Below are 26,416 nucleotides of genomic sequence, written 5' to 3'. Positions count from 1 at the left end.
GCAGGGGCAACGGCTCGGAGGAGGTGACCAGTTCCCGCAGGGGATGACGGGTCAGGACCTCCTCCACCTCCGGCGCCAACGCCGCGGCCAGCCGGGCCGAGTCGGGGCGGGCGGTGTCCCGGAGCGCGTCCACGGCGGCGAGGAGGGTGCCCCGTCCGCTCTTGCCCTCGGGCACCTCGGCGGCCGCGCGTTCGTGCAGGCGGGCGCCCTCCTCCAGCACCAGCTCGGTGTCGATGCCGGCCGGCACCTTGATCCGGGCGTGGTGGCGCCAGGTGGCGATCGGGTCGCCCCAGCCCTCCACGGCGTAGGACCACAGGCCCTCGCTCGGTACCGACAGGGTGGCGCCCCAGCGGTCGGTGCCGGGGGCGAGTTCGCGCATCGGGACGTACGCGGTCGGGCGGCCCTCCGGATCCCGGAGCACGGCCGTGGCCGCGACCGCGTCGTGGCCCTCGCGGATCACGACGGCCGACACCTCGAAGGCCTCGCCGACCACGGCCTTCGCCGGTCGGCGGCCGTGGTGGACGGTCGGCCGCACATCGAGGACCGGTATCCGTCCGATCGTGGGAGCGCTCGGAGCCTTCGGGGGTGTCGGCGGCGCCGCGGCCGGCGCGGGCGGGCCCGTGCGCGCCCGGCGCGCGGGACGCGCGGCGGTGCTGTCGGGTGGGGCGGGGGTGGTACTGGTCGTCGGGGGTGGTGACGAGTGGTGCGTGGCGGGCATGACCGCTCCTGTCCGCGTCAACGTGGGTGGGCGGATGAGGGTGTGGGGAGGTGGGGCCAGCGGGACGTACCGGTGGAGCCTTCCCACACAGTGCGGGTGGGCATTCCGGCACTTTGTTAACTACTCACGCGTATGTCTACACACAAGACCGGCCTCGTCCGAAGAGGTCGAGGCCGGTCACTGTAGTCGCTCTCGGTAAAGAGTCATTCACCAGTGGTGTTACGGGCCCCTACAGGTTGTCGACGAGGAGAAGCCTGTTCGGGGAGCCCGGATATCTGTCCTTGACCTTGCCCGAAACCGCGCGCCCCACCAACGCCTCGGCCACCTCCGCCGGGGCGGCCCGCGGCCGGTCGGCCAGATACAGGGCCGCCGCGCCCGCGACGTGCGGCGCGGCCATGGACGTACCGGAATGTGTCTCCTTCGCGGTGTCGCTCCGGTAGGAGGTCGAGGTGATGGACCTTCCGGGGGCGAACAGGTCCAGGCTCGGGCCCCAGTTGGAGAAGTCGGCGCGGGCGTCCCCGCGGTCGGTGGCGCCGACCGTGATCGCCTGCTTGACGCGGGCGGGCGAGTAGCGGCCCGCGGCCCGCCCGTCGTTGCCCGCGGCCACCGTGTAGATGACCCCGGAGGCGATGGAGTTGCGTATGGCCGCGTCGAGCTGGGCGTTGCCCGGCCCGCCGAGGCTCATATTGGCCACGGCCGGTTTCCTCGCGTGCGCGGTGACCCAGTCGATACCTGCGATGACCTGCGCGGTCGTCCCCCCGCCCGCGTCGTCGAGCACGCGCACGGCGACCACCTTCGCCTTCTTGGCGACGCCGTACGCGGTGCCCGCGACGATGCCCGCGACATGGGTGCCGTGGCCGTTGCCGTCCTGTGCCGTGCGGTCGTTCTGCACGAAGTCCCAGCCGTTGCTCGCCCGTCCGCCGAAGTCCTTGTGGGTGATCCGGATCCCGGTGTCGATCACGTACACGGTGACGCCCCGGCCCGCCGACCTCGGCCAGCTGTAGCTCCTGTCGAGGGGCAGATCCGGCTGGTCGACGCGGTCCAGGCCCCACGAGGGCGGGTCGGTGCGGCGGCCGTCGTGGGTGACCTCGGTGTCCTGGACGACCGACGCCACACGGGGGTCGGCCGCGAGCCGCCTGGCCTGCCTCTCACCGACCGTCACGGAGTAACCGTTCAGAGCGGCGCTGTACATGTGGCGTATTTTCGCCCCGTACTTCGACGCTATGCCCCTTCCCGCCGTCGACGGGGCCCTCGTTCCCTGTTCGAGGGTGACGATGTAACTGCCGTTGACGGAGCCGGGGTCGCCGGCGCCGTGGACGTACCCCTCCGGCGCGGCGTGCGCGGGCAGGGTGATGGCCGAAAGGACCGCGGCCGTCATCACCGCCGTGAACCCGCCCGCCCGGCGCGCACGCCTGATTCTCGCCTCTGCCGGCTGGTGCATGTCTGAGAACCCCCTCCTCGACCCGGCGCTCCCACACCGGGGTTCACCGAAGCCTCTCGTGCGGGGTGAAGCGCCACAAGGCCGCGCAGAGGGGTGGAATCGGCCAATATCACCCGTGGGGTACATGTGAAGGTTGCTGCCGGGTTGCGGCGAATTCAGGACTGAACGGCCCGGACCGGACTGGCCCGCCGGGCGGCCGGGGTACGGATGCGCCGTAATTGCATACGGAGGGACGCGCCGTAGTTGCCACGGCCCCCGCGCCGCTACCGTCGGGGGGTGACGAACGGCGCACAGCGGAGTGCGTCCCCCGGCCCGTACGTCCTGGCGCGAAGGTGGAATCCTCTGTGAAGGCCATCCGCAGATTCACCGTCCGACCCGTCCTGCCCGAACCCCTCCATCCGCTCAGCGAACTGGCGCGCAATCTGCGCTGGTCCTGGCACCCGGAGACCCGTGACCTCTTCCAGTCGGTCGACCCCGAGCGCTGGGCCGCCTCCGGCGGCGACCCCGTGCGGCTCCTCGGTTCCGTCTCGGTCCGGCGCCTGGCCGAACTCGCCGAGGACCGGCGCTTCCTGCGCCGGCTGACCGCCGCCGCCGACGACCTGCGCGACTACGTCGGCGGCGACCGCTGGTACCAGGCGCAGAACTCCGAACTCCCGGCCGCCATCGCCTACTTCTCGCCCGAGTTCGGCATCACGGCCGCGCTGCCGCAGTACTCCGGCGGCCTCGGCATCCTCGCCGGCGACCATCTGAAGGCGGCCAGCGACCTCGGGGTCCCGCTGATCGGCGTGGGCCTGCTCTACCGGCACGGCTACTTCCGGCAGTCCCTGTCCCGGGACGGCTGGCAGCAGGAGCACTATCCGGTGCTCGACCCGAACGAACTGCCCCTGGTGCCGCTCCAGGAGGCCGACGGCACCCAGGCGCAGGTCGGCCTGGCGCTCCCCGGCGGCCGCCGGCTGCACGCCCGGATCTGGGAGGCCCAGGTGGGCCGGGTGCCGCTGCTGCTGCTCGACTCGGACGTCGAGGAGAACGACCTCGGCGAACGCGGGGTGACCGACCGGCTCTACGGCGGCGGCAGCGAACACCGGCTCCTCCAGGAGATGCTGCTCGGCATAGGGGGTGTCCGGGCCGTACGCACGTACTGCCGTCTCACCGGCCACGCCGGGCCCGAGGTCTTCCACACCAACGAGGGCCACGCCGGCTTCCTCGGCCTGGAACGCATCGCCGAACTCGGCGACGAGGGGCTCGACTTCGACGCCGGCCTGGAGGCGGTCCGCTCCGGCACCGTGTTCACCACGCACACGCCCGTCCCGGCCGGCATCGACCGCTTCGACCGTGAGCTGGTCGCCCGCCACTTCGGCCCCGACGCCGAACTCCCGCGCATCGACGTGGGCCGCATCCTGGGGCTCGGCATGGAGACGTACGCGGGCGGCGACCCGAACGTCTTCAACATGGCGGTGATGGGGCTCCGGCTCGCGCAGCGCGCCAACGGGGTCTCGCTGCTGCACGGGCAGGTCAGCCGGGAGATGTTCTCCGGCCTGTGGCCGGGCTTCGACCCGGACGAGGTCCCCATCACCTCGGTGACGAACGGGGTGCACGCCCCGACCTGGGTGGCCCCGGAGGTCTTCCGGCTCGGCGCCCGCCAGATCGGCGCCGAACGGACCGAGGACGCCATGTCGGTCGGCGGCTCCGAACGCTGGGACGCCGTCGGCGACATCCCCGACCAGGACATCTGGGACCTCCGCCGCGACCTGCGCGAACAACTGGTCGTCGAGGTGAGGGAACGCCTGTACGCCTCCTGGCGACAGCGCGGCGCCGGCACGGCCGAACTCGGCTGGATCGAGGGCGTGCTGGACCCGGACGTCCTGACGATCGGCTTCGCCCGCCGCGTCCCCTCGTACAAGCGTCTGACGCTGATGCTGCGAGACCAGGACCGGCTGATGGAGCTGCTGCTCCACCCGGAACGCCCGATCCAGATCGTGATCGCGGGCAAGGCGCACCCGGCGGACGACGGCGGAAAGCGCCTCATCCAGGAGCTGGTGCGGTTCGCGGACGACCCGCGCGTCCGCCACCGGATCGTGTTCCTGCCCGACTACGGCATGGCGATGGCGCAGAAGCTGTACCCCGGCTGCGACGTCTGGCTGAACAACCCGCTGCGCCCGCTGGAGGCGTGCGGTACGTCCGGCATGAAGGCGGCCCTGAACGGCTGTCTCAATCTCTCCGTCCTGGACGGCTGGTGGGACGAATGGTTCCGGCCGGACTTCGGCTGGGCGATCCCGACGGCGGACGGTACGGCGACGGACGAGGATCAGGACCGCCGGGACGACGTGGAGGCGGCGGCGCTCTACGACCTGCTGGAGCAGCGGGTGACCCCCCGCTTCTACGAGCGGGGCCAGGGCGGCCTGCCCGACCGCTGGATCGAGATGGTCCGCGAGACGCTCACGCATCTGGGGCCGAAGGTGCTGGCGGGCCGCATGGTGCGGGAGTACGTGGACCGCCTCTACACACCGGCCGCCCGTGCCCACCGTGCCCTGACCCCGGACACGGCGCGCGAACTGGCCGAGTGGAAGGCGCGGGTGCGGGGCGCCTGGCACCGGGTGAGCGTGGACCATGTGGAGACCTCGGCGGCCCCGCTCAGCACGGCCGCCGAGCTGGGCGCGACGCTGGTGCTGCGCGTCCGGGTGGGCCTCGGCGACCTCGGCCCGGACGACGTCGAGGTCCAGGCGGTCTCCGGCCGCGTGGACACCGACGACCGCATCACGGACGCGACCTGCGTCCCGCTGAAGCCGGCGAGCGGCCCCGACGACGAGGGCCGCTGGATCTACGAGGGCCCGCTCTCCCTGGACCGCACGGGCTCCTTCGGCTACACGGTCCGCATCCTCCCGACCCACCGCCTGCTGGCCTCCGCCGCCGAACTGGGTCTGTTGGTGGTGCCTTCGGAGGAGTTGGGGGAGGGGGCGGGGGTGTTGCTGCGGTGAGTCGGGCGGGCGGGGTGCGCGGAGGTGCATCCCGCCCGCTGCCGGGTGGCGAAGCGACCGAGAACGCGCCGCTGAGGCCGACGACCGCCGATGACGTTCGGTAAGGGACACCGACCCGCAAAGGGTGATCGGTCAGGTCTTCGCCGCCTTCGCAGCTGAGTCCCCGGCCTCACAGAGCGATCGCTCGATACGAGAGAGCCTGATCGACCACCTCATCCGCCGAGAGCTCCCGCTCCGGCGGCCAGAAGATCAAGTCGCTGACGTGACCGGCCGGGCACGCCAAGGCTCTGTCGAGTCCATTCAGCCAATCGGCCACCTCGTCGTCGGAGGCGTAGTCCGCTTCCATGATCCGCTGCACGAGCGCGACCGCCTCCGCGCGGCTCATCTCCACTGCACTCATCAGGCCCCGTTTCTGGTGCGTCTACCGTGGCGGAGCGTGATGACGACGGTCACCAACGTCATGACCGAGTACACCTAGTCGCCGCCACCACCCCCACCACCGTCTCCGCCGCCCCCGCCGTCTCCGCCGCCCGAGTCTCCGCCGTCTCCGCCGTCCGAGCCCCAGCCGTCGCCGCCGCCGGGCTCGTTGTCGTCGCTGCTGTCGCCGAGGTTGCTGAACCAGGTGCGGTCCCACCATTCGTCGAGGGCGATCGGTTCGCTCTCGCGCGCCGGGCGTTTGCGGTTCGCCGGGAAGCGGGCCAGGCCTGTCGTGTCCCCGAGCCCGAAGGCGACGGCGAAGACATGGGCCATGACTGCGTCCAGGGGATCGGCGCTCTCATGGTGCACGGGTGCCAGCGGCAGCAGCACCGCGCCCGGGTCGAGCACCTGGCGGCGTGGTGGACGGGTCATCAGGGCGACGCGGCGTTCGTCGCGCAGCAGCCATGAACTCGTCCCGCTCTCCCGGCGCAGCACCCAGTGGCCGCCGGGCAGCCGCACTTCCACGGAGCTCTTCGACTTGCGCAGCCGCTTGGTGAGGACGAGGGAGGCCGTGACGTCGCCGACGGTCAGCAGCAGGCCCTTGGACGGTTCCGGGGCTTGGCTGTGGAAGCCGCGCGGGGCCCGGATCCGTACGACGGGAGCGTGCGGCCCCCACACGTCGACGCGTACCAGACGCCGGTCCACGGCGACGGTCACCGGACCGGCGGGGCCCGCCGCGTAGCGCCGCGCGATCCACAGGGGTACGCCCTCGGACCGGGCGCGGTCCGCCAGGGCGGCCACCTGCGCCGGTCCACCGCATCGCCGTACCGCCAACTCCCCCAGCCGGTGGGCGAACTCGGCGGCCTGCCGCACCTTCACCGGCGTGGAGGTGCCGGTGACACGGGTCACCGGGACGACCCCGGGGCCGTTCGGCAGCCGCGTCAGCGGGCGTTCCGTCCCGCCGCCCCCGACCCAGTACCCGCGCTGGAACGCCTCGGCCATGGCGCCGAGGTTCAGCTCGCTCAGCGGCGTGGTCCTGCCGCCCTTGCGTAGATGCTCCTCGGTCAACTCCACGGTCCGCGCCAGTGGATTCCTCGACCGTTCGCCGTACCGCACCTGACTCACGACACCCCCGTATGTACGCTGCCCAGCGGAGTTCAGGGTCACATGCCGCGCCCCGGTGCCTGAGACGCCCGCCTCAGTCCTTGGGGTTCCCCGCCAGCCTCCGCAGCACCACCCCGCACCGTCGGGCGTACGCGTGCTGCAACCCCCGTGTCGCCGCCCCGCCCGCCCGTGCGTACCACTTCGCGCCGCGGCTGAAGGCTGTCACCGTCAGCCAGACCGTGCCGTCGCCCGTGCGGTCGACCACGAAGGACTCCTCGCCGCATTCGGGGTGGCCCGGCAGGGTGCCGTAGGCCCAGCCCTTGCGGCGGGGTTCGTCGACCGTCCAGACCACGCGGCAGGGGGCCTTGATCATGCCGCCCAGGGTGACCGTGACGTCGACGCCGGGGGCCGCCTCGGGGGCCGAGGCGCGTATGCCGACGCCCAGCGCGCGGTGCATCTCCCAGGTGTGGACGGCGTGCGCGGCGCGCTCGAACACGTCCGTGCCCTCGCCTATGCGGGAGCGGACGTGGAGGGGGCTGAAGTCGGGCGGGCAGTGGCCCTCGCGGGTCGCGCCGACGGCCTCGTAGGTGAAGGGGCCCTCGGGGAGCGGGCCGGTGGTTTCGGGCATGGCGCACAGACTAGGGCGGCACCCGGAGTCGCCTTCTCGCCGGGTACCGCCCCTTGGCTCAGCCGTGCGTCACGCGGTGACGTTGACCGCCGCCCACGCCGCGTTGACCGCCGCGTACTCCGCGCTGCTCGCGCCGTAGAGGGAGGACGCCGCGTTCAGGGTCGCCGTGCGGGCGCCCTTGTAGTTGGTCGTCGACGTCATGTACGTCGTCAGGGCCTTGTACCAGATCTGGACGGCCTTGGCGCGGCCGATGCCCGTGATCGTGGCGCCGTTGGAGGTCGGGGAGTTGTACGAGACCCCGTTGATCGTCTTGGCGCCGCTGCCCTCCGAGAGGAGGTAGAAGAAGTGGTTCGCCGGGCCCGACGAGTAGTGGACGTCCAGGCTGCCCAGCGACGACGACCAGTAGTTGGCCGACGAGCCGTCCTTGCTCGGCTGGTCCATGTAGCGCAGCGGGGTGCCGTTGCCGCGGATGTCGACCTTCTCGCCGATCAGGTAGTCGCCCGGGTCCTTGGTGTTGGCGGCGTAGAACTCGACCGCCGTGCCGAAGATGTCCGAGGTGGCCTCGTTCAGACCGCCGGACTCGCCCGAGTAGGTGAGACCCGCGGTGTTCGACGTCAGGCCGTGGCTCATCTCGTGGCCCGCCACGTCCAGCGAGGTGAGCGGCTTGGTGTTGCCCGCGCCGTCGCCGTACGTCATGCAGAAGCAGCTGTCGGACCAGAAGGCGTTGACGTACGCGTTGCCGTAGTGGACCCGGGAGTACGCGGCGACGCCGTTGTTCTTGATGCCGTTGCGGCCGAGGACGTTCTTGTAGAAGTCCCAGGTGACCTGGGCGCCGTAGTGGGCGTCCACGGCGGCGTTCTGGTCGGTGGAGGAGCTGGAGGCGGTGCCGGTGCCCCAGACGTCGTCCGCGTCGGTGAAGAGCGTGCCGGCCGAGGAGGACGTGGCGCGGGCCTTGTTGTACGTCTTGTGGCTGCCGCGCCCGGCGTCGGTCAGGTTGTACGTCGAGCCCGACAGCGTCGTGCCGAGGGTGACCGAGCCGTTGTACTGGCTGTTGCCGGTACCGGTCTGGATGGCCTCGAACTCGTACAGCTTCTTGCCGGTCTCCGCGTCGGTGATGACGTGGAGCTCCTGCGGGGTGCCGTCGTGCTGGAAGCCGCCGACGACCGTCTCGTAGGCGAGGGCGGGCTTGCCGTTCGCCGCCCAGACGACCTTGCGCGGGGCCTTGTCGGCCGCGGTTCTGGTCGAGCCCTCGGCCTTGGCGGCCTTCAGCGCCTGCTTCTCGGCGGTGGCCTTGGTGACGTCCGCGGTCAGGTCGGAGACTTTGACGGCGGCGGTGGTCGCCTTGGTGATGCTCTTGATGTCGCCGGCCTTGGACTCGTGGACGACGAGGTCGCCGCCGAGGACCGGGAGGCCGCCGTAGGTGCGCTCGTAGCGCGTGTGGACCGTGCCGTCCGCGTCCTTGAGGACGTCACGGACGACCAGTTCCTCCTTGGCGCCCAGGCCTATCTCGTCGGCGGTCTCGGCGGTGGCCGCGTCCGCCTTCTTGATCAGGGCGGTGCGCGCGGAGGGGGTCAGCAGGACGGGGGCTCCGGCCGGCTTGGCCTTGTCCGCGACCGGCGCGGGCTGGGCGGTGGCACCGGAGGTGAGGCCGGTGGTGAGCAGCGCGCCGGCGGCGACGGCGGTCGCGACGGCGAGCGTGGTGCGCTTGTGACGCGCGTAGAGAGGACGTCGGGGAGTCACACGAGCTCCTTATGTGGGGGAGTTGCCGGGGTGCTGGTGCGGCGGGTGGAGGAAGAGTGACACCTGAGTCGTGTTCATGTCAGGAGGGGGTGATGATGTTGGCCGAAAGTCAACTGTCCGGTGAATGTTGCGGGAACATGAACGGGCGCCGCCCCGGCGGGAATCGACCCACCGGGGCGGCGCCTTTCAGGAACGGGAGGCCCGTGCGCGGGGGTGACCCGCGCGTGCGCCCGAGCCGGCCTACGGGAAGGTCAGCTTCCAGCTGTTGATGTAGCCGGTGTCCTGGGCCGCGTTGTCCTGGACCCTCAACTGCCATACCCCGTTCGCGACTTCGGAGGAGGCATTGACGGTGTAGGTGGTGTTGATGTTGTCCGTGCTGCCGCCGGTGCCGTACGCCTTCAGCGTGTACGCCGTGCCGTCGGGGGCGACCAGCTGGACCTGGAGGTCACCGATGTAGGTGTGGACGATGTCCACGGCGACCGCCAGGTTCGAGGGTGCGTTTCCGGTCCGGCCGGAGACCGTGATCGGCGAGGTGACCGCCGCGCCGTTGTCCGGAATCGATACGTCGGTCGTGGACTCGAACGACGTACCGCCGCCCCCGCCGCCACCGGGCCGCGAGCCCACGCTGATCCCGGCCCAGGCGTTCTGCACCGCCGTGTACTCGGCGGACGTGGTGCCGTACAGCTCACCGGCGGCCGCGAGGGTGCCGGTGCGGGCCGCCGCGTAGTTGGTCGTGGACGTGAACTTCGTGGTCAGCGCCCGGAACCAGATCTTCTCCGCCTTGTCGCGGCCGATGCCGGTCACCGGAAGGCCGTCCGAGGTGGGCGAGTTGTAGCTGACACCGTTGATGGTCTTGGCGCCACTGCCCTCGGAGAGGAGGTAGAAGAAGTGGTTCGCGGGGCCCGAGGAGTAGTGCACGTCGATCGAGCCGATGCCCGAGTACCAGGCGTCCTTCGAAGAGCCGTCCTTGCTCGGCCGGTCCATGTAGCGCAGCGGCGTGCCGTCGCCGTTGATGTTGATCTCCTCGCCGATGAGGTAGTCACCGACGTCGGAGGAGTTGTTGGCGTAGAACTCGACGGTCGAGCCGAAGATGTCCGAGGTGGCCTCGTTCAGACCGCCGGACTCGCCGCTGTAGTTCAGACCGGCGGTGTTGGACGTGAGGCCGTGGGTCATCTCGTGCGCGGCCACGTCGATCGAGGTCAGCGGGTTGGCGTTGCCCGAGCCGTCGCCGTACGTCATGCAGAAGCAGGTGTCCTGCCAGAACGCGTTGACGTAGTTGTTGCCGTAGTGCACACGCGAGTAGGCGCCGACGCCGTCACCGCGGATGCCGCTGCGGCCGTGCACGTTCTTGTAGTAGTCCCAGGTCAGCGCCGCGCCGTAGTGGGCGTCGGCGGCGGCCGACTCCAGGTTCGACGGGGTGCCGTTGCCCCACACGTCGTCGGGGCCGGAGAACAGGGTCCCGGTGCCGGAGGTGCCGCGGTTCAGGTTGTACGTCTTGTGGCCGCCGCGCGCGCCGTCGGTGAGGTTGTACGTCGAACCGGACTGGGTGGTGCCGAGGGTCACCTGGCCGCTGTAGACCGTGTTGCCGGTGCCGGTCTCGATGGCCTCCCACTCGTACAGCTTGGCGCCGCTGGTGGCGTCGGTGATGACGTGCAGCTCCTGCGGGGTGCCGTCGTGCTGGAAGCCGCCGACGACCGTCTCGTAGGCGAGGACGGGCTTGCCGCTCGCGGCCCAGACCACCTTGCGGGGCGCGCGGTTGATGTCCGGGCTCTTGGCGTCCTCGGCCTTCGCGGCGCCGAGCGCCTGCTTCTCGGCCTTGCCCTTGCTGACGACCGGTGTCAGCGAAGGGACGGCGATCTTGGCCTTGGTGGCCTTGACGACGTCCTCGGTCCCGCCCGCCTTCGAGGTCTCGACGACCAGGTCGCCGCCGAGGACCGGGATGCCGTCGTACGTCCGCTCGTACCGGGTGTGCACGGTGCCGTCGCGGTCCTTGACCACGTCACGGACGACGAGCTTCTCCTTGGCGCCGAGGTTCAGCTCCTCGGCCGTCTCCGCCTTCGTCGCGTTGGCCTCGCGTATCAGCTCGGCCCGCTGGGCGGGGGTGAGCTTGACCGAAGCCGTGCCGGTGGCCTTGCCCGCTGCCGACGGTGCCTTCTCCGGGGCGGCGACGGCGGCGCCCGACTGGACGGCCGCGGCCAACAGGGCGGTGACGGCGACGAGCGCGCCGGCGGCCGTGCGCCGACGGGCGGTGCGGCCGAAGGTGTTACCGGTGTGGGAGGTGCGTCTGTGGGACTGACGTCTCAACACTGACTCCTTCTGCATGGCCGCGGTTCGCACGGCCAGGGGAGACCGGACGACTGGTGGCCGTCCGGGCAGAACAAGGTGTGCACTGACGAACGCGAAACCACATGCGTGGGGGGTTGCCGCGCGGCACGGGAGAGCGCTACTTGTGAGGTTGCTGTGCCGCGGTTGTGGGCAGCGTGGCAGGAGATTGCGCTTCCTGTCAGGAGCGCGTCAATAAGTTGGCCGGAAATGGTCCGTTGCCCGGTTGATCGTGTTCGATATACGGAGCGTTCACCTGGCGGGGCGAGGGGCCGGGGAGGGGGCGGTGGACCCTTTCTGCCTGATCCGTGCCAGGGCTTCGGGGGCTGTCAGGTCGGTCAGCCCCTCGGCCAGGTGCGCGTGGGCGTCGCAGAACCAGACGGCGTTCTCCGGGTGACCGACCCAGCCGACGTCGTACGTCCGGGTCGCCCGGAAGTACACCAGGGTGAACTCGGAGAGCGGCTTGCCGTCGCGCGGCTCACGAGGGCAGACGACACACATCGGCGGCATCATGGCGGGGAACTCCTCTTTGTCGTAGGCATGTTCGGTCTTGCTCGGCCGATCCGAGCGGCGCCGGGCACACCCGTCAGCCCAGGCCCAGTTCGTGTCGCCAGCGCCAGGCCAGCGCGAGGCAGGTCCGCCCCGCCGCCAAGGTGCCCAGGTGGTTCGCATAGCCCAGGACGTTCTCCTCCGTGAAGGGGATGCCCTGGTAGTGCGCACCGGTGCGGGTGCCCACCACGAGGACACCTTCCTCGTTGCGCTCGCCCATCCCCGCGAAGATCTCGTCGAAGGCGTCCGCGTCCCAGACGCAGACCAGGCAGATCTCGGGCTTCCACGGCAGCGGGTCCAGGCCGAGCCCGAGAAACCTCACGCGCGCCCGGCCCTCCCGCATCGCCCGCTGCATGTCCGCGTACGGCTGGTCCCGCTCGTAGTCGATGGTCACTCCGCCGTCGCCGGTGGCGTCGGCCGCGCCGAGGAATTCCTCGGCGTACTCGCGCATCGTGTTGCGCCACAGGTCGAGGTCGGAACGCCAGACGGGCAGGGTGTCCGTGTGCGGCTGCAACTCACCGGCCGGGACGACGTGGGTGATGCCCGTGGCCACCGCGACCCGGCCCGCCTCCCTCCGGTGCAGGAAGAAGTACGGCCGGCCGTCCTCGATCCGGATCGTCAGGGTGCTGACTCCCGGGAGCGCGACCCGGGCACCCAGAGCGAAGGGACCACCCAGGCTGCGCCGGTAGGGCCCCGCCGACGGACGGCCCCCGCCCCTGCCCCTGCCGCGCAGATCGCGCAGCGCCGCCTCGTACGCGAGGGCCTCGCCGGTGTCCAGACCGTCGAAGTAGCGGCTCAGGGAAAGGGTGAGGTCGAGCCCCGCCTCCAGAGTGCCCGCCGGTCGCGTGGCGACCTCCAGCAGGCGGTACGAGGGCCCGTTGAACCAGACGGCGGGGCGGTCGTACGCCTCGATCGCCGCCGAGTACGCCGTCAGGCGTCCCGCGGTCCCACTGTGGGGCCAGTAGCGGCGCAGCGTCTCGTGGGCACTCGCCGCCCGCTCGTCGGACCGTGCCTCCCGCAGAGTCATCCGGACGGCGTCCAGCGGGAGGGGCCGGGGCGGGATCCAGCCGGGCCGTGTCAACAGGGGCAGCTCGGCGTCGGCCCGGTGCTCCGACTGGACACCGAGACACGCCGTCGTCAATTCCGGTCTCCGTAACCGCAGATGCTGCCGCGTCCGGATGAACAGCGCGACGCTCCGTTCCCGGCTGGCCAACCGCTGTGGCGCGTAGGCGAGCGCGGCGCCCACGAGCATCGCCACGACGGTGACCAGCAGCCCGGCCACCGTGAGCACGGTATCCAACTCCATGACGTCCCCCGTCGGTTCACCTTGATTCAATCAGGGGCGGCCGCGGTGCGGCAGCCCTGTCACACCGCCCCCTCCCCGTGCCACCGCCGCCACAGCGCCGCGTACGCGCCGTTCGCTGCCACCAGGTCCTCGTGGGTGCCGAGTTCGGTGAGGAGGCCGTCCTCCATCACCGCCACGCGGTCCGCGTCGTGGGCGGTGTGGAGGCGGTGGGCGATGGCGATGACCGTACGGCCGTCGAGGACGGCGGCGAGGGCGCGCTCGGTGTCGCGGGCGGTGGTGGGGTCGAGCAGGGCGGTGGCCTCGTCGAGGATGAGGGTGTGCGGATCGGCCAGGACCACCCGGGCGAGGGCGAGTTGCTGGGCCTGGGGGCCGTCCGTACGGCGCCCGCCCTCGCCGAGGCGGGTGCCGAGGCCGTCGGGGAGGTCACGGACCCAGCCGTCCGCGCCCACCGCCGACAGCGCCGCCCACAACTCCGCGTCCGTGGCCGCCGGTTCGGCGATGAGGAGGTTGTCGCGGACCGTACCCAGGAAGACGTGGTGCTCCTGGGTGACCAGCACCACCTGGCGGCGCAGCCGCTCCGGGCCGAGGTCCACGACGGGCACACCGCCGACCGTCACCGTGCCGGCGGTCGGCGCGTCGATGCCGGCCAGCAGACGGCTCAGCGTCGTCTTCCCGGCGCCCGACGGGCCCACCACCGCGAGCCGTTCGCCCGGACGCACCGTCAGGTCCACCCCGCGCAGCACCTCGCCACCCCGCTCGTACGCGTACCGCACACCCCGTACGTCGATACGGTCGTCCGCGGGCTCCGGGGTGTCGGCGGAGCCGGTGCGCGGCGCCCCGGCCAGCCCCTCCACCCGGGCGAAGGAGGCGCCGCTGCTCTGCAACAGCTCCACCCGCATCAGGATCTCGTCGAGCGGGCCGCTCAGCTGCTGCAGATACAGGGCCGCCGACACCACCGCGCCCAGGGTGACCGTGCCCCGCGCGAGCAGCACGCCGCCGAGGAGGAGGACGAGCGCCTGGGGCACGAAGTACGAGATCTCGACCCCGGGGAAGAACACCGTGCGCAGGAACAGGGTGTGGAAGCGGCGGCGCCGGGACTCCTCCAGGGCGTCACGGCTCGCGGTGATCCGTCGACGCTCCAGCCGCAGCGCCTCGACCGTGCGGGCCCCCGACGCGGTCGCCGCGACGATCTCCGCGACCTCCGAACCGGCCGCGCCCTCCGCGAGATAGCCGGTGCGCGCCCGGCGCAGATACCAGCGCAGCACCACCCCGATGCCGCTCAGCCCGACCAGCGCGCACGCCCCGAGCAGCGGGTCCAGCGCGAACACCGCGCCGATCAGGAACAGCGCCTGCACCGAGCTGATCAGCAGCTCGGGGCCCACGTCGCGCAGGGTCTTGCCCACCGCGTCCACGTCGGCCGTGCCGCGCGCCGTCAGATCGCCGGTGCCCGCGCGCTCCACGACCGACGCCGGCAGGGCCAGCGTCCGGTCCACGAACTCCTCACGCACCCGCGCCAGCGTCCGCTCGCCGAAGCGGTGCCCCACGTAGCGGGCCCAGCGCGCAAGCAGCAACTGCGCCACCGCGCAGAGCAGGATCCCCGCCGCCAGCCGGTCCACGGCCCCGACACCGGCCCCGCCGCGCACCTCGTCGATGATCCGGCCCACCAGCCACGGTCCGGCCAGTCCCGTCGCGGCGGCCGCGCCGTTCAGCGCCAGCACGGCGAGGAAGGCCCGCCCGTCCGCCCGCACCAGCCGCACGGTCGCCCGCCGCACGGCCGCCGCGCCCGCGACGGGCAGCCGCCCGGAGGGATCGGGCGCGGGCCCAGCACCACCCGCTGCGGCCTTGGCCGTCGTCGCCCCCGTCACAGTCATCGCACGACCTCCACACCGGCACGCTCGCCGCCACCGGAACCGTTCGCGTCGGGCGAGTCGGCCCTGCCGGCCCGGCTGCCCCCGTCGCCCGTGTCGCCGTCGCCCCCGCCTCGCGTCTCCCCCTGCTCTCCCGCGTCCCGGGCCACCAGAGCCCGGTAGCCGGGCTCCCTCGCCAGGAGTTCGTGGTGGGTGCCGGTGGCGCTGATCTTGCCGTTCACCAGGTGGAGCACGGTGTCGGCGTGGTCGAGGACCAAGGGGGAGGTGGTCGTGACGAGGGTCGTGCGGCCCGCGCGGGCGGAGCGGAGCCGGCCGGCGACGCGGGCCTCGGTGTGCGCGTCGAGCGCCGAGGTCGGCTCCACCGCGAGCAGGATCTCGGGGTCGGCCACCAGCGCCCGCGCCAGCCGCACCCGCTGCCGCTGACCGCCGGAGAGATTGCGGCCCTGCGCGTCGATCGCCGAGTCGAGGCCGTCCGAGAGGCCCTGCACGACGTCCTCGGCCACCGCGGCCCGCAACGCCCGCCCGGCGGTCTCGTCGTCGACGTCCCCGTGCCCGCCGAGCAGCTCCCGCAGCCGCCCCGCGAACAGGTCCGCCTCGTGGTCCGCGACCAGGATCCGCGCCCGCACCTGCGCGAGCGGGATCGCGTCCAGCGGGATCCCGCCCCAGGTCCCAGCGGTCGGCGCGTACCGGCCGAGCCGGTCCACCACCGCCGCCGCGTCGGCCGGACGGTCGGCGGCCAGCGCGACCAGCCGGCCGGGCGGCACCCGCACGCCCGACTCGGGGTCGTGGAGCGTCGAGGGCTCGGCGGGGGCGTCCGTCGTGCCGTGGTCCGGCAGCGGCTCCAGGTTCAGGAACCGGATGACACGCCGCGCCGCCACCACTCCGCGGCTGACCTCGTACCCCCAGTCGACGAAGTACGACATCGGCCGCACCAGCACGGTGACGTACCCATACACCGACACCAACTCGCCCACGCTGATCGCCCCCTGGGCGGCGAGCCGGGCCGCCAGCCAGGTCACCACCGCGAGGAACAGCGTCGGCAGCCCCACCCCGAGCGCCTGCATCCAGCTGGTCACCGCACCCACCCGGTACCCCTGCGCCCGCAGCCGTTGCGAGTCGCGGTGGAAGGCGTCGGCGACGAGCCCCTTGCCGCCCAGCCCGTTCAGGACCCGCAACCCGCCCGCGAGGTCGGCGATCCGCGCGGTCAGCACGCCCTGCCGCTCCCGGTACTCCGTCTCCGTGCCCTGCAGCCGCCGCATCAACGGCCCCACGATCACCGCGATCAGCGGCATCCCGAGCAGCACGACCGCCGCGATGGGCACGGAGACCGACACGAGCAGTCCGGCGACCACCAGGTAGGCGGCGAGCGCCCCCGCACCCGGCCCGATGACCGTCAGGGACCCGGCGATCGTCTGGACGTCCCCCACGCCGATCGTGACGACCTCCCCGGCGCCGACCCGGCGGCGCAGCTCCGCCCCCAGCCGGACGGCGTGCGCCATCACGACCTTCACCGTGCGGAAGTTGGCGTCCATCCGGACCCGCGTCATGGTGCGGTGCCGCATGATGCTCAGCCAGGCGTTGAAGGCGCCGCAACCGAAGAGGGCGGCCGTCCAGCCCGCCAGGGCCCGGTGGTCACCGGGTTCCAGACCGTCGTCGATCGCGCGCGAGAGCAGGTACGGGGTGGCGGCGAGCAGCACCATCCACGCGCAGGAGATGAGGGAGCCGAGGGCGGAGCGGCCGGCCTGCTGCTTGACCAGCCACCACAGGTAGCGGGCGCCGCCACGGCGGTCGGGGGTGCCGGGGTCCTCGTACGCGTTGATCATTGGCCCCCGGATTCTGTGTGGACTCGGATGAGGAAGGGGTGGGTGCGATGTCGGGTGCGGGCCGGTGGGGCATCTCGCGCAGTTCCCCGCGCCCCTCACGGGGCGCGGGTGGTCACGCCAGGCTGTCCCGCCAGGCCCGGTGCAGGTCCGCGAAGCGGCCCGTGCCCGCGATCAGGTCCGCCGGGGTGCCGTCCTCCACGATGCGGCCGTGCTCCATCACCAGGACCCGGTCGGCGATCTCGACCGTGGAGAGGCGGTGCGCGATCACCACGGCCGTGCGCCCGCGCAGGACCGTCGCCATCGCGCGCTGCACCGCCCGTTCGCCCGGGATGTCGAGCGAGCTGGTCGCCTCGTCCAGGATGAGGACGGCCGGGTCCGCCAGCAACGCCCGTGCGAACGCCACGAGTTGGCGCTGACCGGCGGAGATACGGCCACCGCGCTTGCGTACGTCGGTGTCGTAGCCGTCGGGCAGGGCGCTGATGAAGTCATGGGCGCCGATCGCCTTCGCGGCGCGCTCGATCTCCTCGCGGCCGGCGTCGGGGCGGCCGATCGCGATGTTCTCGGCGACCGTGCCGGAGAACAGGAACGACTCCTGCGTCACCATGATCACCCCGCGCCGCAGCTCGGGCACCGAGAGGTCGCGCAGATCGACACCGTCCAGGAGGACCCGCCCGGACGAGGGATCGTAGAAGCGGGCCACCAGCTTGGCGAGGGTCGACTTGCCGGCGCCGGTGGAGCCGACCACCGCCACGGTGCTGCCCGCCGCGAGGGTGAGGTCGAAGCGGGGCAGCACCTCGCCGCCGGTGCGGTACGCGAACCGGACCCCGTCGAACACGACCTCGCGGCCGGGGAGTTCACGGTCCGCCACCGGCAGCTCCTTCGGCTCGGCGGGCTCCGGGACCGACGGGGTCTGGGCCAGCAGACCGGCGATCTTCTCCAGCGAGGCCGCCGCCGACTGGTACGAGTTGAGGAACATGCCGAGCCGGTCGATCGGGTCGTACAGCCGCCGCAGATACAGCACCGCGGCCGCCAGCACCCCCAGCGCCAGCGACTCCGACGCCACCCGGTACGCGCCCCACAGCACGATCGCCGCGACCGTGATGTTGGCGACCACCCGGGAGCAGACCACATAGCGGGCCATCTCCAGGATCGCGTCGCCGTTCTTGCGCTCGTGGTGCCGGTTCAGGGCGCTGAACTCGGCGTCGTTCGCGGCCTCCCGGCGGAACGCCCGCACCGGGCGGATCCCGTTCATCGTCTCCGCGAACTTCACGATCACCGCGGCGATCGCGCTGGACCGGGCCGTGTACACGCTCGCCGCGCGCCGCTGGTACATCCGCACGAACCCGTACAGCGGCACGAACGACACCAGCGCCGCCGCGCCGAGCCCCAGGTCCAGCCAGAGCAGCATCGCCGAGATGTAGACGAAGGCGAGGATCACGCCGATGAGTTCCTGGAGGCCCTCGTTGAGCAGTTCGCGCAGCGACTCGACGTCCGTGGTGGACCGGGAGATCAGCCGGCCCGAGGTGTACCGCTCGTGGAAGTCGATGCTCAGCGCCTGCGCGTGCCGGAAGATCCGGCCGCGCAGATCCAGCAGCACGTCCTGGTTCACCCGCGCGGACGCCCCGATGAACAGGAACTGCAGCCCGCCGGCCGCCAGCGCGCACGCCAGATAGCCGGCCCCCACCGCGATCAGCGGCCCGTGCCGGCCGTCCCGGAGCGCCGGTACGGCACTGTCGATGGCGTACGCCACCAGCAGCGGGCCCGCCTGCACCGCGGCCTGCTGGAGCAGGAGCAGCACGCTCGCCACGACCACCCGGGCCCGCATCGGCGCGAGCAGGGAGCGCAGCAGCGCGAGGGTGGCGCCCGGGGGAGTGGGGAGGTCGTCGTGGTCGAACGGGTCGTCGACGGGGGCCTGGTGTGTGGGGGGCGCGGAGTCGGGTGCGGTGGTGGAACGGTCGCCGCCGGGCGCCTTCTCCAGGGATGTCGTCCCGCCCGCCCGGTCCTCCGGTCGCCCGTCCGGCGCGCCCTTCGGCTTCTCGCTCGCCTCGGTGGCCGACGCGCCGTCCGGCTCCTCGTTCGGTTCCTTGTCCGGCGCGGTGGTCAGGGGCGCCGTCATCGCTCGTCCTCCTCGGTGCCGGACATCAGATGCGCGTACTCCGTGTTGGTGCGCAGCAGTTCCTGGTGTGTGCCCACGGCCGTGACGCGGCCGCCGGAGAGCAGGGCGACCCGGTCGGCGAGCAGCACGGTCGACGGGCGGTGGGCCACGATCAGCGCGGTCGTCTCCGAGAGCACACGGCGCAGCGCGGCCTCCACCGCGGCCTCCGTGTGCACGTCCAGCGCGGAGAGCGGGTCGTCGAGGACGAGGAAGCGGGGTCTGCCGACCACCGCCCGCGCGAGCGCCAGCCGCTGCCGCTGGCCGCCGGAGAGGCTGAGGCCCTGCTCGCCGACCTGGGTGGCCGTGCCCTGCGGGAGCGCGTGCGCGAACTCCGCCTGGGCGATGGCCAGGGCGCGGTCCAGCTCGGGCTCGCCCGCGTCCGGTGTGGCGCCCATCAGGACGTTCTCGCCGACGGTGGCCGAGAACAGGGTGGGTTCCTCGAAGGCCACGGCGACCAGGGAGCGCAGTGTGTCCCGGTCCATCTCGGTGATGTCGTGGCCGTCCAGCGTGATGCGGCCGGACGTCACCTCGTGCAGCCGGGGGACGAGGGCGGTGAGGGTGGTCTTGCCGGAGCCGGTCGCGCCGACCAGGGCCATCGACTCGCCCGGCCGGATGTGCAGGTCGATGTGGTCGAGGGTGGGGGGCGTGTCGGGACCGGCGTCGGGGTAGCGGAAGGTGACGTCGTGGAAGCGGAGGCCGCCCCCTTGCGTGGTGCCGGTGCCGGTGCCGGTGCCTGTGCCGGTGCCTGTGCCGGTGCCGGTGGCGCTGTCGTGGAGGGGGCGCTGCTCGCTGGGAGGTGCCGCTGCGCCCACCCGTGCCGCCCCAGCGGCACGACTGCCCGCAGCTATGGCGGCCGCCCCAGCGGCACGACTGCCCGCAGCTGTGGCGGCCGTCCCGGCGGCAGGGCTGCCCGCGGTTGTGGCGGCCGTCCCGGCGGCAGGGCTCGCGGCTGTGGCGGCATCCGTCGGTGACTCCGGGGCCTCGTCCATCACCTCGAAATAGCGTTCCGTCGCCGTCGCCGCCTCCTGGCTCATCGCCAGCAGGAAGCCGATCGAGTCGACGGGCCAGCGCAGCGCCAGCGCGGTGGACAGGAAGGCGACCAGGGTGCCCGCCGACAGCACGCCGTCGGCGACCTGGACCACGCCGAGGACGAGCGCCGCGCCGATCGCGATCTCGGGGAGGGTGATGATGACGCCCCAGATCGCCGACAGGAGACGGGCCTTGCGCAGCTCCGTGCCGCGCAGCGTCCGGGACAGCTCACGGAACGCGCGCGCCTGGCTGCGGTGCCGTCCGAAGCCCTTGACGATGCGGATGCCGAGCACGCTCTCCTCGACGACCGTCGTCAGGTCCCCGACCTGGTCCTGCGCGAGGCGGGCGACGGCGTTGTACTTCCGCTCGAAGACGACACAGGTCACGATCACCGGGACCACGGGCCCGAGGATGACGAGCCCCAGCGTCCAGTCCTGGGCGAGCATGATGATCACACCGACGACGATGGTCACCGCGTTGACCAGCAGGAACGTCAGCGGGAAGGCGAGGAACATCCGCAGCAGCATCAGATCGGTCGTCCCGCGCGACAGGAGCTGGCCGGAGGCCCAGCGGTCGTGGAAGGCGACCGGGAGGCGCTGCAGATGGCGGTAGAGATCCGCGCGCATCGACGCCTCGACGCCCGCGAGGGGCCGCGCCACGAGCCAGCGCCGCAAGCCGAACAGCAGGGCCTCGGCGAGCCCGAGCAGCAGCAGGTACAGCGCGCCGAGCCACACACCGGCCGGGTCCCGGTCGGCGACCGGGCCGTCCACCAGCCACTTCAGGACGAGCGGGATGAACAGGCCCACGAGGGAGGCGACGATCGCGACCACCGCGGCGACGGACAGCCGTACCCGCACGGGCCGCACATACGGCCACAGCCTCAGCAGCGTCCGTACGGCGGACCGCCCCGCGGGCTTCCCGGGCGCCTCGGCCCGCTCGGGTTCGGCGGGCCCGGAGGCCGCCCCCGGTTCCTCGGTCCGGTCGGGTTCCTCTGCGGTTGCACGTGTCGTGGGCATCAGCAGCGAGCCTACGGATCGCCACTGACATCGCCCACCGAGTTTTGGCCGGACCGCGCTCGGTCGTGAGACCTACGACCGCCCCGCGACCCCGCTCCCGGCCTCCCGCCTCCCGTGCGGTCACCGACCTCCGCGAGACCCACCCACAGCCCCCTCGGTCTCTCGCTCTCGATCCCTCACCCGCGGTCCCCTCAGTCCCGCACCCGCAGCAACAGCACACACCGCGCCGGCACCGTCACCGCCTCCCCCGCCCGGTGCACCACCCCCGGCCCCTCCCGCTGTTCCTCCCGGGACGTGTCGACGACCACCTCGTAGCGCCCGGCCCACGGCGTGCCCGGCAGGACGAAGCTCACCGGGCGGTCGCCAGCGTGCAGGACGGTGAGGAAGCTGTCGTCCAGGACGGGCGCGCCCCGGGCGTCCCGGCCGGGGATGTCCCGCCCCGACAGATACATGCCGAGCGTGGCGGCCGGCGCGTACCAGTCCCGTTCGGTCATCTCGGTGCCGCGGGCGGTGAACCAGGCCAGGTCCCGCAGTCCGTCGGCCGAGTGGGGGCGGCCGGAGAAGAAGGCCCGGCGGCGCAGGACCGGGTGCGCGTGACGGAGCGCGATCAGCCGGGACGTGAGATCGAAGAGGGCCTTCCAGGCGGGGTCCTCCAGCAGGCCCCAGTCGATCCAGCTGATCTCGTTGTCCTGGCAGTACGCGTTGTTGTTGCCCCCCTGCGTGCGCCCCAGTTCGTCACCGGCGACCAGCATCGGCACGCCCGTGGACAGCAGCAGCGTCGTCAGCAGGTTCCGCAACTGGCGTCGCCGCAGCGCCCGTACGCGCTCGTCGTCCGTCTCGCCCTCGGTGCCGCAGTTCCAGGACCGGTTGTCGTCCGAGCCGTCCCGGTTGCCCTCCCCGTTCGCCTCGTTGTGCTTGCGCTCGTACGACACCAGGTCGCGCAGGGTGAAACCGTCGTGCGCGGTGATGAAGTTGACCGAGGCGTAGGGCCTGCGGCCGCCCCAGGCGTACAGGTCGCTCGACCCCGACAGGCGGTAGCCGAGGTCCCGCACGTCCGGCAGCGCGCCCCGCCAGAAGTCCCGGACCGCGCCCCGGTAGCGGTCGTTCCACTCCGTCCACAGCGGCGGGAACGCCCCGACCTGGTAGCCGCCGGAGCCCACGTCCCACGGCTCGGCGATCAGCTTCACCCGCCGCAGCACCGGGTCCTGGGCGATGACCGCGAGGAACGGGGAGAGCATGTCGACGTCGTGCATCGAGCGGGCGAGCGCCGCCGCCAGGTCGAAGCGGAAGCCGTCGACGCCCATCTCCGTCACCCAGTAGCGCAGCGAGTCCGTGATCAGACGCAGGACGTGCGGCTGGACCACGTGCAGGGTGTTCCCGCAGCCCGTGTAGTCGGCGTAGCGCCGCGCGTCGTTCTGCAGGCGGTAGTAGCCCCGGTTGTCGATGCCGCGCAGCGACAGGCTCGGCCCGCGCTCGTCGGCCTCGGCGGTGTGGTTGTAGACCACGTCGAGGACGACCTCGATGCCGGCCGCGTGCAGCGCCCGCACCATCCGCTTGAACTCCCCGACCTGCTGCCCGGTCGTGCCCGACGAGGCGTACGCGGCGTGCGGGGCGAAGTAGCCGATCGAGTTGTAGCCCCAGTAGTTGCGCATGCCCCGGCGCAGCAGATGGTCCTCGTGGGCGAACTGGTGCACGGGCAGCAGCTCCACCGCCGTCACCCCGAGCCGCACCAGGTGCTCGATCGCGGCGGGGTGCGCGAGGCCGGCGTAGGTGCCGCGCAGCTCCTCCGGGATGCCGGGGTGGGTCATGGTGAAGCCGCGCACGTGCAGTTCGTAGATGACCGAGTCCGCCCACGGCGTCTTCGGGCGGCGGTCGTCGGCCCAGTCGTCGTCGTCGTGGACGACGACGCCCTTCGGGACGTGCGGCGCCGAGTCCCGTTCGTCACGCACGGTGTCCGCGACATGCTGCTCGGGCCAGTCCCGGACGTGCGCGTACACCTCCGGCGGCAGCCCGAACTCGCCGTCCACGGCACGCGCGTACGGGTCGAGGAGCAGCTTGGCCGGGTTCCAGCGGGCGCCGGTCCACGGGTCCCAGCGGCCGTGCACGCGGTAGCCGTAGCGCTGCCCCGGCAGGACGCCCGGCACGAAACCGTGCCAGATCTCATGGGTCAGCTCGGTCAGCCTCAGCCGGGTCTCCTCGCCCGCCTCCGAGAACAGACACAGCTCGACCGACTCGGCCCCGCCCGCCCACAGCGCGAAGTTGGTGCCGGCGACCCCGTCGGGGCCCACCCGGAACCGGGCCCCGAGCGGTGTCGACGCCCCCGGCCACACGGGCCGGAGGTCCGGCGCGGCCTCCGCACGCCGGCCGCCGTTCAGCACGGTGGCCGGCCGCGCGGCCGGCACCCCCCGCGTCCCCTGTACTTCCTCCTGCTCGGCTGCGCTCGACACCTCAGGCCTCCCGCGGCTCGGTGGGGCGACGGAGAAGGGGAGCGAGATGTCCCGTCACCGCTCCCCATCGCGTCGTCCTCCCAAGGGTTCTGCCCAGAGCACGCCTCGCACTCACGTTTCCCGGGGGCGTGCGCCGTCGTTGGGCCGCACGTGAACCACGCACAGAAGCACGCGCGCCGCGCCGGGGCCGCCCTGGCCGCCGCGCTCACCTGGGCCGGCCTGCTCGCCGGGGTCGCAGGATGCTCCGCCGGACCGCCGCTCACCAGCGGAAAGGCTCCCGGCGACACGATCCGGGTCACTCCGGAGGACGGCAGCAAGGGCGTGCGCCCGGAGCAGCGCTTCGAAGTACGGGTGCCCAGTGGGCGCCTGGAGTCCGTCAAGGTGGTGAAGTCCCAGGACGCGCAGGAGTCGCCCGTGCCGGGCCGGATGTCCGCCGACGGGCTGACCTGGCGCCCCACCGGCTCACCGAAGCTCGCGCTGGCCGCCCGGTACACCGTCGACGCCGTCGCCCTCGACGGCCACGGCCGGCGCTCGGCACGGCACGTCACCTTCACCACGCACGTCCCCGACGAGCGCTTCATCGCGTACGCCAAGCCCGAGAACCGGGCCACCGTCGGCACCGGGATGATCGTCTCCCTGGAGTTCAACCGGGTGATCGAGGACCGCGCGGCGGTGGAACGCGCCGTCGAGGTGACCGCCGAGCCCGCCGTCGAGGTCCGCCCGCACTGGTTCGGCGGGGGCCGCCTCGACTTCCGCCCCGAGCGGTACTGGAGGCCGGGCACCCGGGTCACCGTCGCCCTGCGGCTGCGGGACGTGGAGGGCGCGCCCGGCGTCTACGGCCAGCAGGACCGGACGTTCTCGTTCACCGTCGGCCGCCACCAGGTCAGCGTGGTCGACGCGGCCCGGCACACCATGCGCGTGGAACGCGGCGACGGTGTGCTCGCCACGCTGCCCGTCACCGCCGGGGCGCCCAGGACCACGACGTACAACGGGAAGATGGTCGTCACCGAGATGCTGGAGGTGACCCGGATGAACGGGGCCACCGTGGGCTTCCGGAAGGCGAACGGCAAGAGCGAGTACGACATCCCGGACGTCCCGCACGCCATGCGCCTGACCACCTCCGGCACCTTCCTGCACGGCAACTACTGGGCCCCGGACGCCTTCGGCCGGGCCAACGTCAGCCACGGCTGTGTGGGCCTGCGCGATGTGAAGGGCGGCGACTCCGGCACCCCCGCGGGCTGGTTCTTCGACCGCAGCCTCGTCGGGGACGTCGTCGAGGTCGTGAACAGCGACGACAAAAAGGTCGCTCCCGACAATGGCCTCGGAGGGTGGAACATGGGGTGGAAGGAATGGAAAGCGGGTGCCGCGGTGAAGTAGGCCGACATAGCGGCGACATGACACCTCGCCCGGCACCGGCAGGGGGAGCGCGCGTGATGATGCAAGTTGGGACTGAACGGTGACATTCACCGAGGCCAAATCATCCCGATCATCTGGTTAATGTACGTGCGTACGCGCACGCTGCGCGTAGGGGTGCGGGCCTGCTCAGGCCGTGCGAGGGGAGAACACAGAGTTGAACGGGCGACCGATATCGGGGGCGTCGGTTGGCGCGCGGACACGGCGGCGCAAGGGGGCCCTGGCCGTGCTGCCGGTCCTGATGCTGCTCGCCGTCACCGCGTGCGGCGGGGGCGGGGGCTCGGACTCCGGCTCCGGGGGCGACAAGGGGAAGGGCTCCGACAAGAGCGCCTCCGACAAGGCGGCCACCGGCGCCTCGGAGGCGGTGGTCTCCATCGCCCCGAAGAACGGCGCCGATTCCGTGGCGACCAGCGGGGCGCTCGAGGTGACCGCCGCCAAGGGCAAGCTGTCCGAGGTCACGGTCGAGAACGACAAGGGCGAGAAGATCGCCGGCGAGATAGCCGAGGACGGCTCCAGCTGGAAGCCGTCCATCCACCTCAACTCGGCCACCGAGTACAAGGTGCACGCCGTCGCGAAGGACTCCGAGGGGCGTGAGGCGGCCGAGGACTCGTCCTTCACCACACTGACCCCGAAGAACACGTTCGTCGGCATCTTCACCCCCGAGGACGGCTCGAAGGTCGGCGTCGGCATGCCGTTCTCGGTCCGCTTCACCCGGGGCATCACCGCGCCGAAGGACGTCGAGAAGGCCATCACCATCAAGACCGAGCCGGCCGTCGAGGTCGAGGGCCACTGGTTCGGCAACGACCGCATCGACTTCCGTCCGGAGAAGTACTGGAAGGCCGGTACGAAGGTCACCGTCGACCTCAACCTCGACGGCGTCGAGGGCCGCGACGGCGTCTACGGCGAGCAGAGCAAGAAGATCTCCTTCACCATCGGCCGCAGCCAGGTCTCCACGGTCGACGTCAAGAAGCTCACCATGAAGGTCGAGCGGGACGGCAAGGTCATCAAGACCATCCCGGTCACCACCGGCAAGCCCGGCATGGAGACCTGGAACGGCCAGATGGTCATCAGCGAGCGCCTGAGCGTGACCCGGATGAACGGCGAGACCGTCGGCTACGGCGGCGAGTACGACATCAAGGACGTGCCGGACGCCATGCGGCTGACCAACTCCGGCACCTTCATCCACGGCAACTACTGGGGCGGCGACGCCTTCGGCAACTACAACGCCAGCCACGGTTGCATCGGCCTGCGCGACAGCCGCGGCGGCTGGGACCGGAAGGCGCCGGGCGCCTGGTTCTTCGACCACTCGATGGTCGGTGACGTCGTGGTCGTCAAGAACTCCAACGACCGGATCGTCGACCCGGACAACGGCTACAACGGCTGGAACATGTCCTGGGACAAGTGGAAGGCGTGACCGCCACCGCCTGAGAACCCCGCGGCACTGACGCACGGCCCCGGTGTGATG

17 protein-coding genes are annotated in these 26,416 nt (G+C 72.1%); 3 read left to right on the top strand and 14 right to left on the bottom strand.

The annotated features are described in order from the left end of the window. Together ACZ52C_RS40080 and ACZ52C_RS40075 are read right to left on the bottom strand one after the other, a co-directional pair. Nucleotides 1-718, bottom strand: a 718-nt coding sequence (locus tag ACZ52C_RS40080) for a maltotransferase domain-containing protein (RefSeq protein ID WP_469079468.1), incomplete at its 3' end; no start/stop codon positions are given. 229 nt (nt 719-947) lie between these two features. After that, a complete protein-coding gene (locus tag ACZ52C_RS40075) occupies nt 948-2,159 on the bottom strand; it encodes a S8 family peptidase (protein ID WP_469079467.1) in 1,212 nt (403 codons plus the stop codon). Nucleotides 2,160-2,503: 344 nt separating this feature from the next. Between ACZ52C_RS40075 and ACZ52C_RS40070 the strand changes: the two genes are divergently transcribed. Beyond that, entirely contained in the window at nt 2,504-5,134 is a 2,631-nt protein-coding gene (locus tag ACZ52C_RS40070) for a glycosyltransferase family 1 protein (RefSeq protein WP_469079466.1), read from the top strand. A 169-nt stretch (nt 5,135-5,303) separates the two neighbouring features. On the opposite strand, the gene ACZ52C_RS40065 is transcribed toward ACZ52C_RS40070, so the two are convergent. From ACZ52C_RS40065 to glgX, 12 genes are all read right to left on the bottom strand, one after another. Beyond that, the gene (locus ACZ52C_RS40065; RefSeq protein ID WP_469079465.1) at nt 5,304-5,534 is read right to left on the bottom strand and encodes an e9imm peptide; all 231 of its coding nucleotides are present in this window, start codon (nt 5,532-5,534) and stop codon (nt 5,304-5,306) included. A gap of 74 nt (nt 5,535-5,608) precedes the next feature. Continuing rightward, nucleotides 5,609-6,676, bottom strand: coding sequence for a hypothetical protein (locus ACZ52C_RS40060; protein ID WP_469079464.1), 1,068 nt, complete (start codon nt 6,674-6,676; stop codon nt 5,609-5,611). A 73-nt stretch (nt 6,677-6,749) separates the two neighbouring features. Beyond that, nucleotides 6,750-7,283, bottom strand: coding sequence for a DUF1990 family protein (locus ACZ52C_RS40055; RefSeq protein WP_469079463.1), 534 nt, complete (start codon nt 7,281-7,283; stop codon nt 6,750-6,752). Nucleotides 7,284-7,352: 69 nt separating this feature from the next. Then, nucleotides 7,353-9,023, bottom strand: coding sequence for a M4 family metallopeptidase (locus ACZ52C_RS40050; protein ID WP_469079462.1), 1,671 nt, complete (start codon nt 9,021-9,023; stop codon nt 7,353-7,355). A gap of 240 nt (nt 9,024-9,263) precedes the next feature. Further along, on the bottom strand, nt 9,264-11,345 hold the full coding sequence (locus ACZ52C_RS40045) for a M4 family metallopeptidase (RefSeq protein ID WP_469079461.1): 2,082 nt from the start codon (nt 11,343-11,345) through the stop codon (nt 9,264-9,266). 252 nt (nt 11,346-11,597) lie between these two features. Continuing rightward, complete coding sequence (locus ACZ52C_RS40040; RefSeq protein ID WP_469079460.1) at nt 11,598-11,858, bottom strand: hypothetical protein; 261 nt, start codon at nt 11,856-11,858, stop codon at nt 11,598-11,600. 73 nt (nt 11,859-11,931) lie between these two features. Then, complete coding sequence (locus ACZ52C_RS40035) at nt 11,932-13,200, bottom strand: hypothetical protein (RefSeq protein WP_469079459.1); 1,269 nt, start codon at nt 13,198-13,200, stop codon at nt 11,932-11,934. 59 nt (nt 13,201-13,259) lie between these two features. Then, a complete protein-coding gene (locus tag ACZ52C_RS40030) occupies nt 13,260-15,071 on the bottom strand; it encodes an ABC transporter ATP-binding protein (protein WP_469079458.1) in 1,812 nt (603 codons plus the stop codon). Continuing rightward, on the bottom strand, nt 15,068-16,891 hold the full coding sequence (locus tag ACZ52C_RS40025) for an ABC transporter ATP-binding protein (protein WP_469079457.1): 1,824 nt from the start codon (nt 16,889-16,891) through the stop codon (nt 15,068-15,070). The genes ACZ52C_RS40030 and ACZ52C_RS40025 overlap by 4 nt, the downstream gene beginning before the upstream one ends. A gap of 112 nt (nt 16,892-17,003) precedes the next feature. Beyond that, complete coding sequence (locus ACZ52C_RS40020) at nt 17,004-19,007, bottom strand: ABC transporter ATP-binding protein (RefSeq protein ID WP_469079456.1); 2,004 nt, start codon at nt 19,005-19,007, stop codon at nt 17,004-17,006. Then, nucleotides 19,004-21,091, bottom strand: coding sequence for an ABC transporter ATP-binding protein (locus ACZ52C_RS40015; protein ID WP_469079455.1), 2,088 nt, complete (start codon nt 21,089-21,091; stop codon nt 19,004-19,006). The genes ACZ52C_RS40020 and ACZ52C_RS40015 overlap by 4 nt, the downstream gene beginning before the upstream one ends. Nucleotides 21,092-21,282: 191 nt before the next feature. Beyond that, nucleotides 21,283-23,538 carry a glycogen debranching protein GlgX gene (gene glgX, locus ACZ52C_RS40010; protein WP_469079454.1) on the bottom strand — a complete coding sequence of 752 codons (2,256 nt, stop codon included), beginning with the start codon at nt 23,536-23,538 and terminating at the stop codon, nt 21,283-21,285. 150 nt (nt 23,539-23,688) lie between these two features. Between glgX and ACZ52C_RS40005 the strand changes: the two genes are divergently transcribed. Further along, nucleotides 23,689-24,915 (top strand): L,D-transpeptidase, encoded by a 1,227-nt coding sequence (locus tag ACZ52C_RS40005; RefSeq protein ID WP_469079453.1) that lies wholly within the window; start codon nt 23,689-23,691, stop codon nt 24,913-24,915. A 193-nt stretch (nt 24,916-25,108) separates the two neighbouring features. Further along, nucleotides 25,109-26,365, top strand: a complete 1,257-nt coding sequence (locus ACZ52C_RS40000; protein WP_469079452.1) for a L,D-transpeptidase — start codon at nt 25,109-25,111, stop codon at nt 26,363-26,365. Nucleotides 26,366-26,416: the final 51 nt, after the last annotated feature.

The sequence above is a fragment of the Streptomyces sp. NPDC034049 genome, from assembly GCF_055575575.1.
The sequence above is the reverse complement of the archived record's forward strand: the minus strand, read 5'-3'. Positions and strand labels throughout refer to the sequence as shown.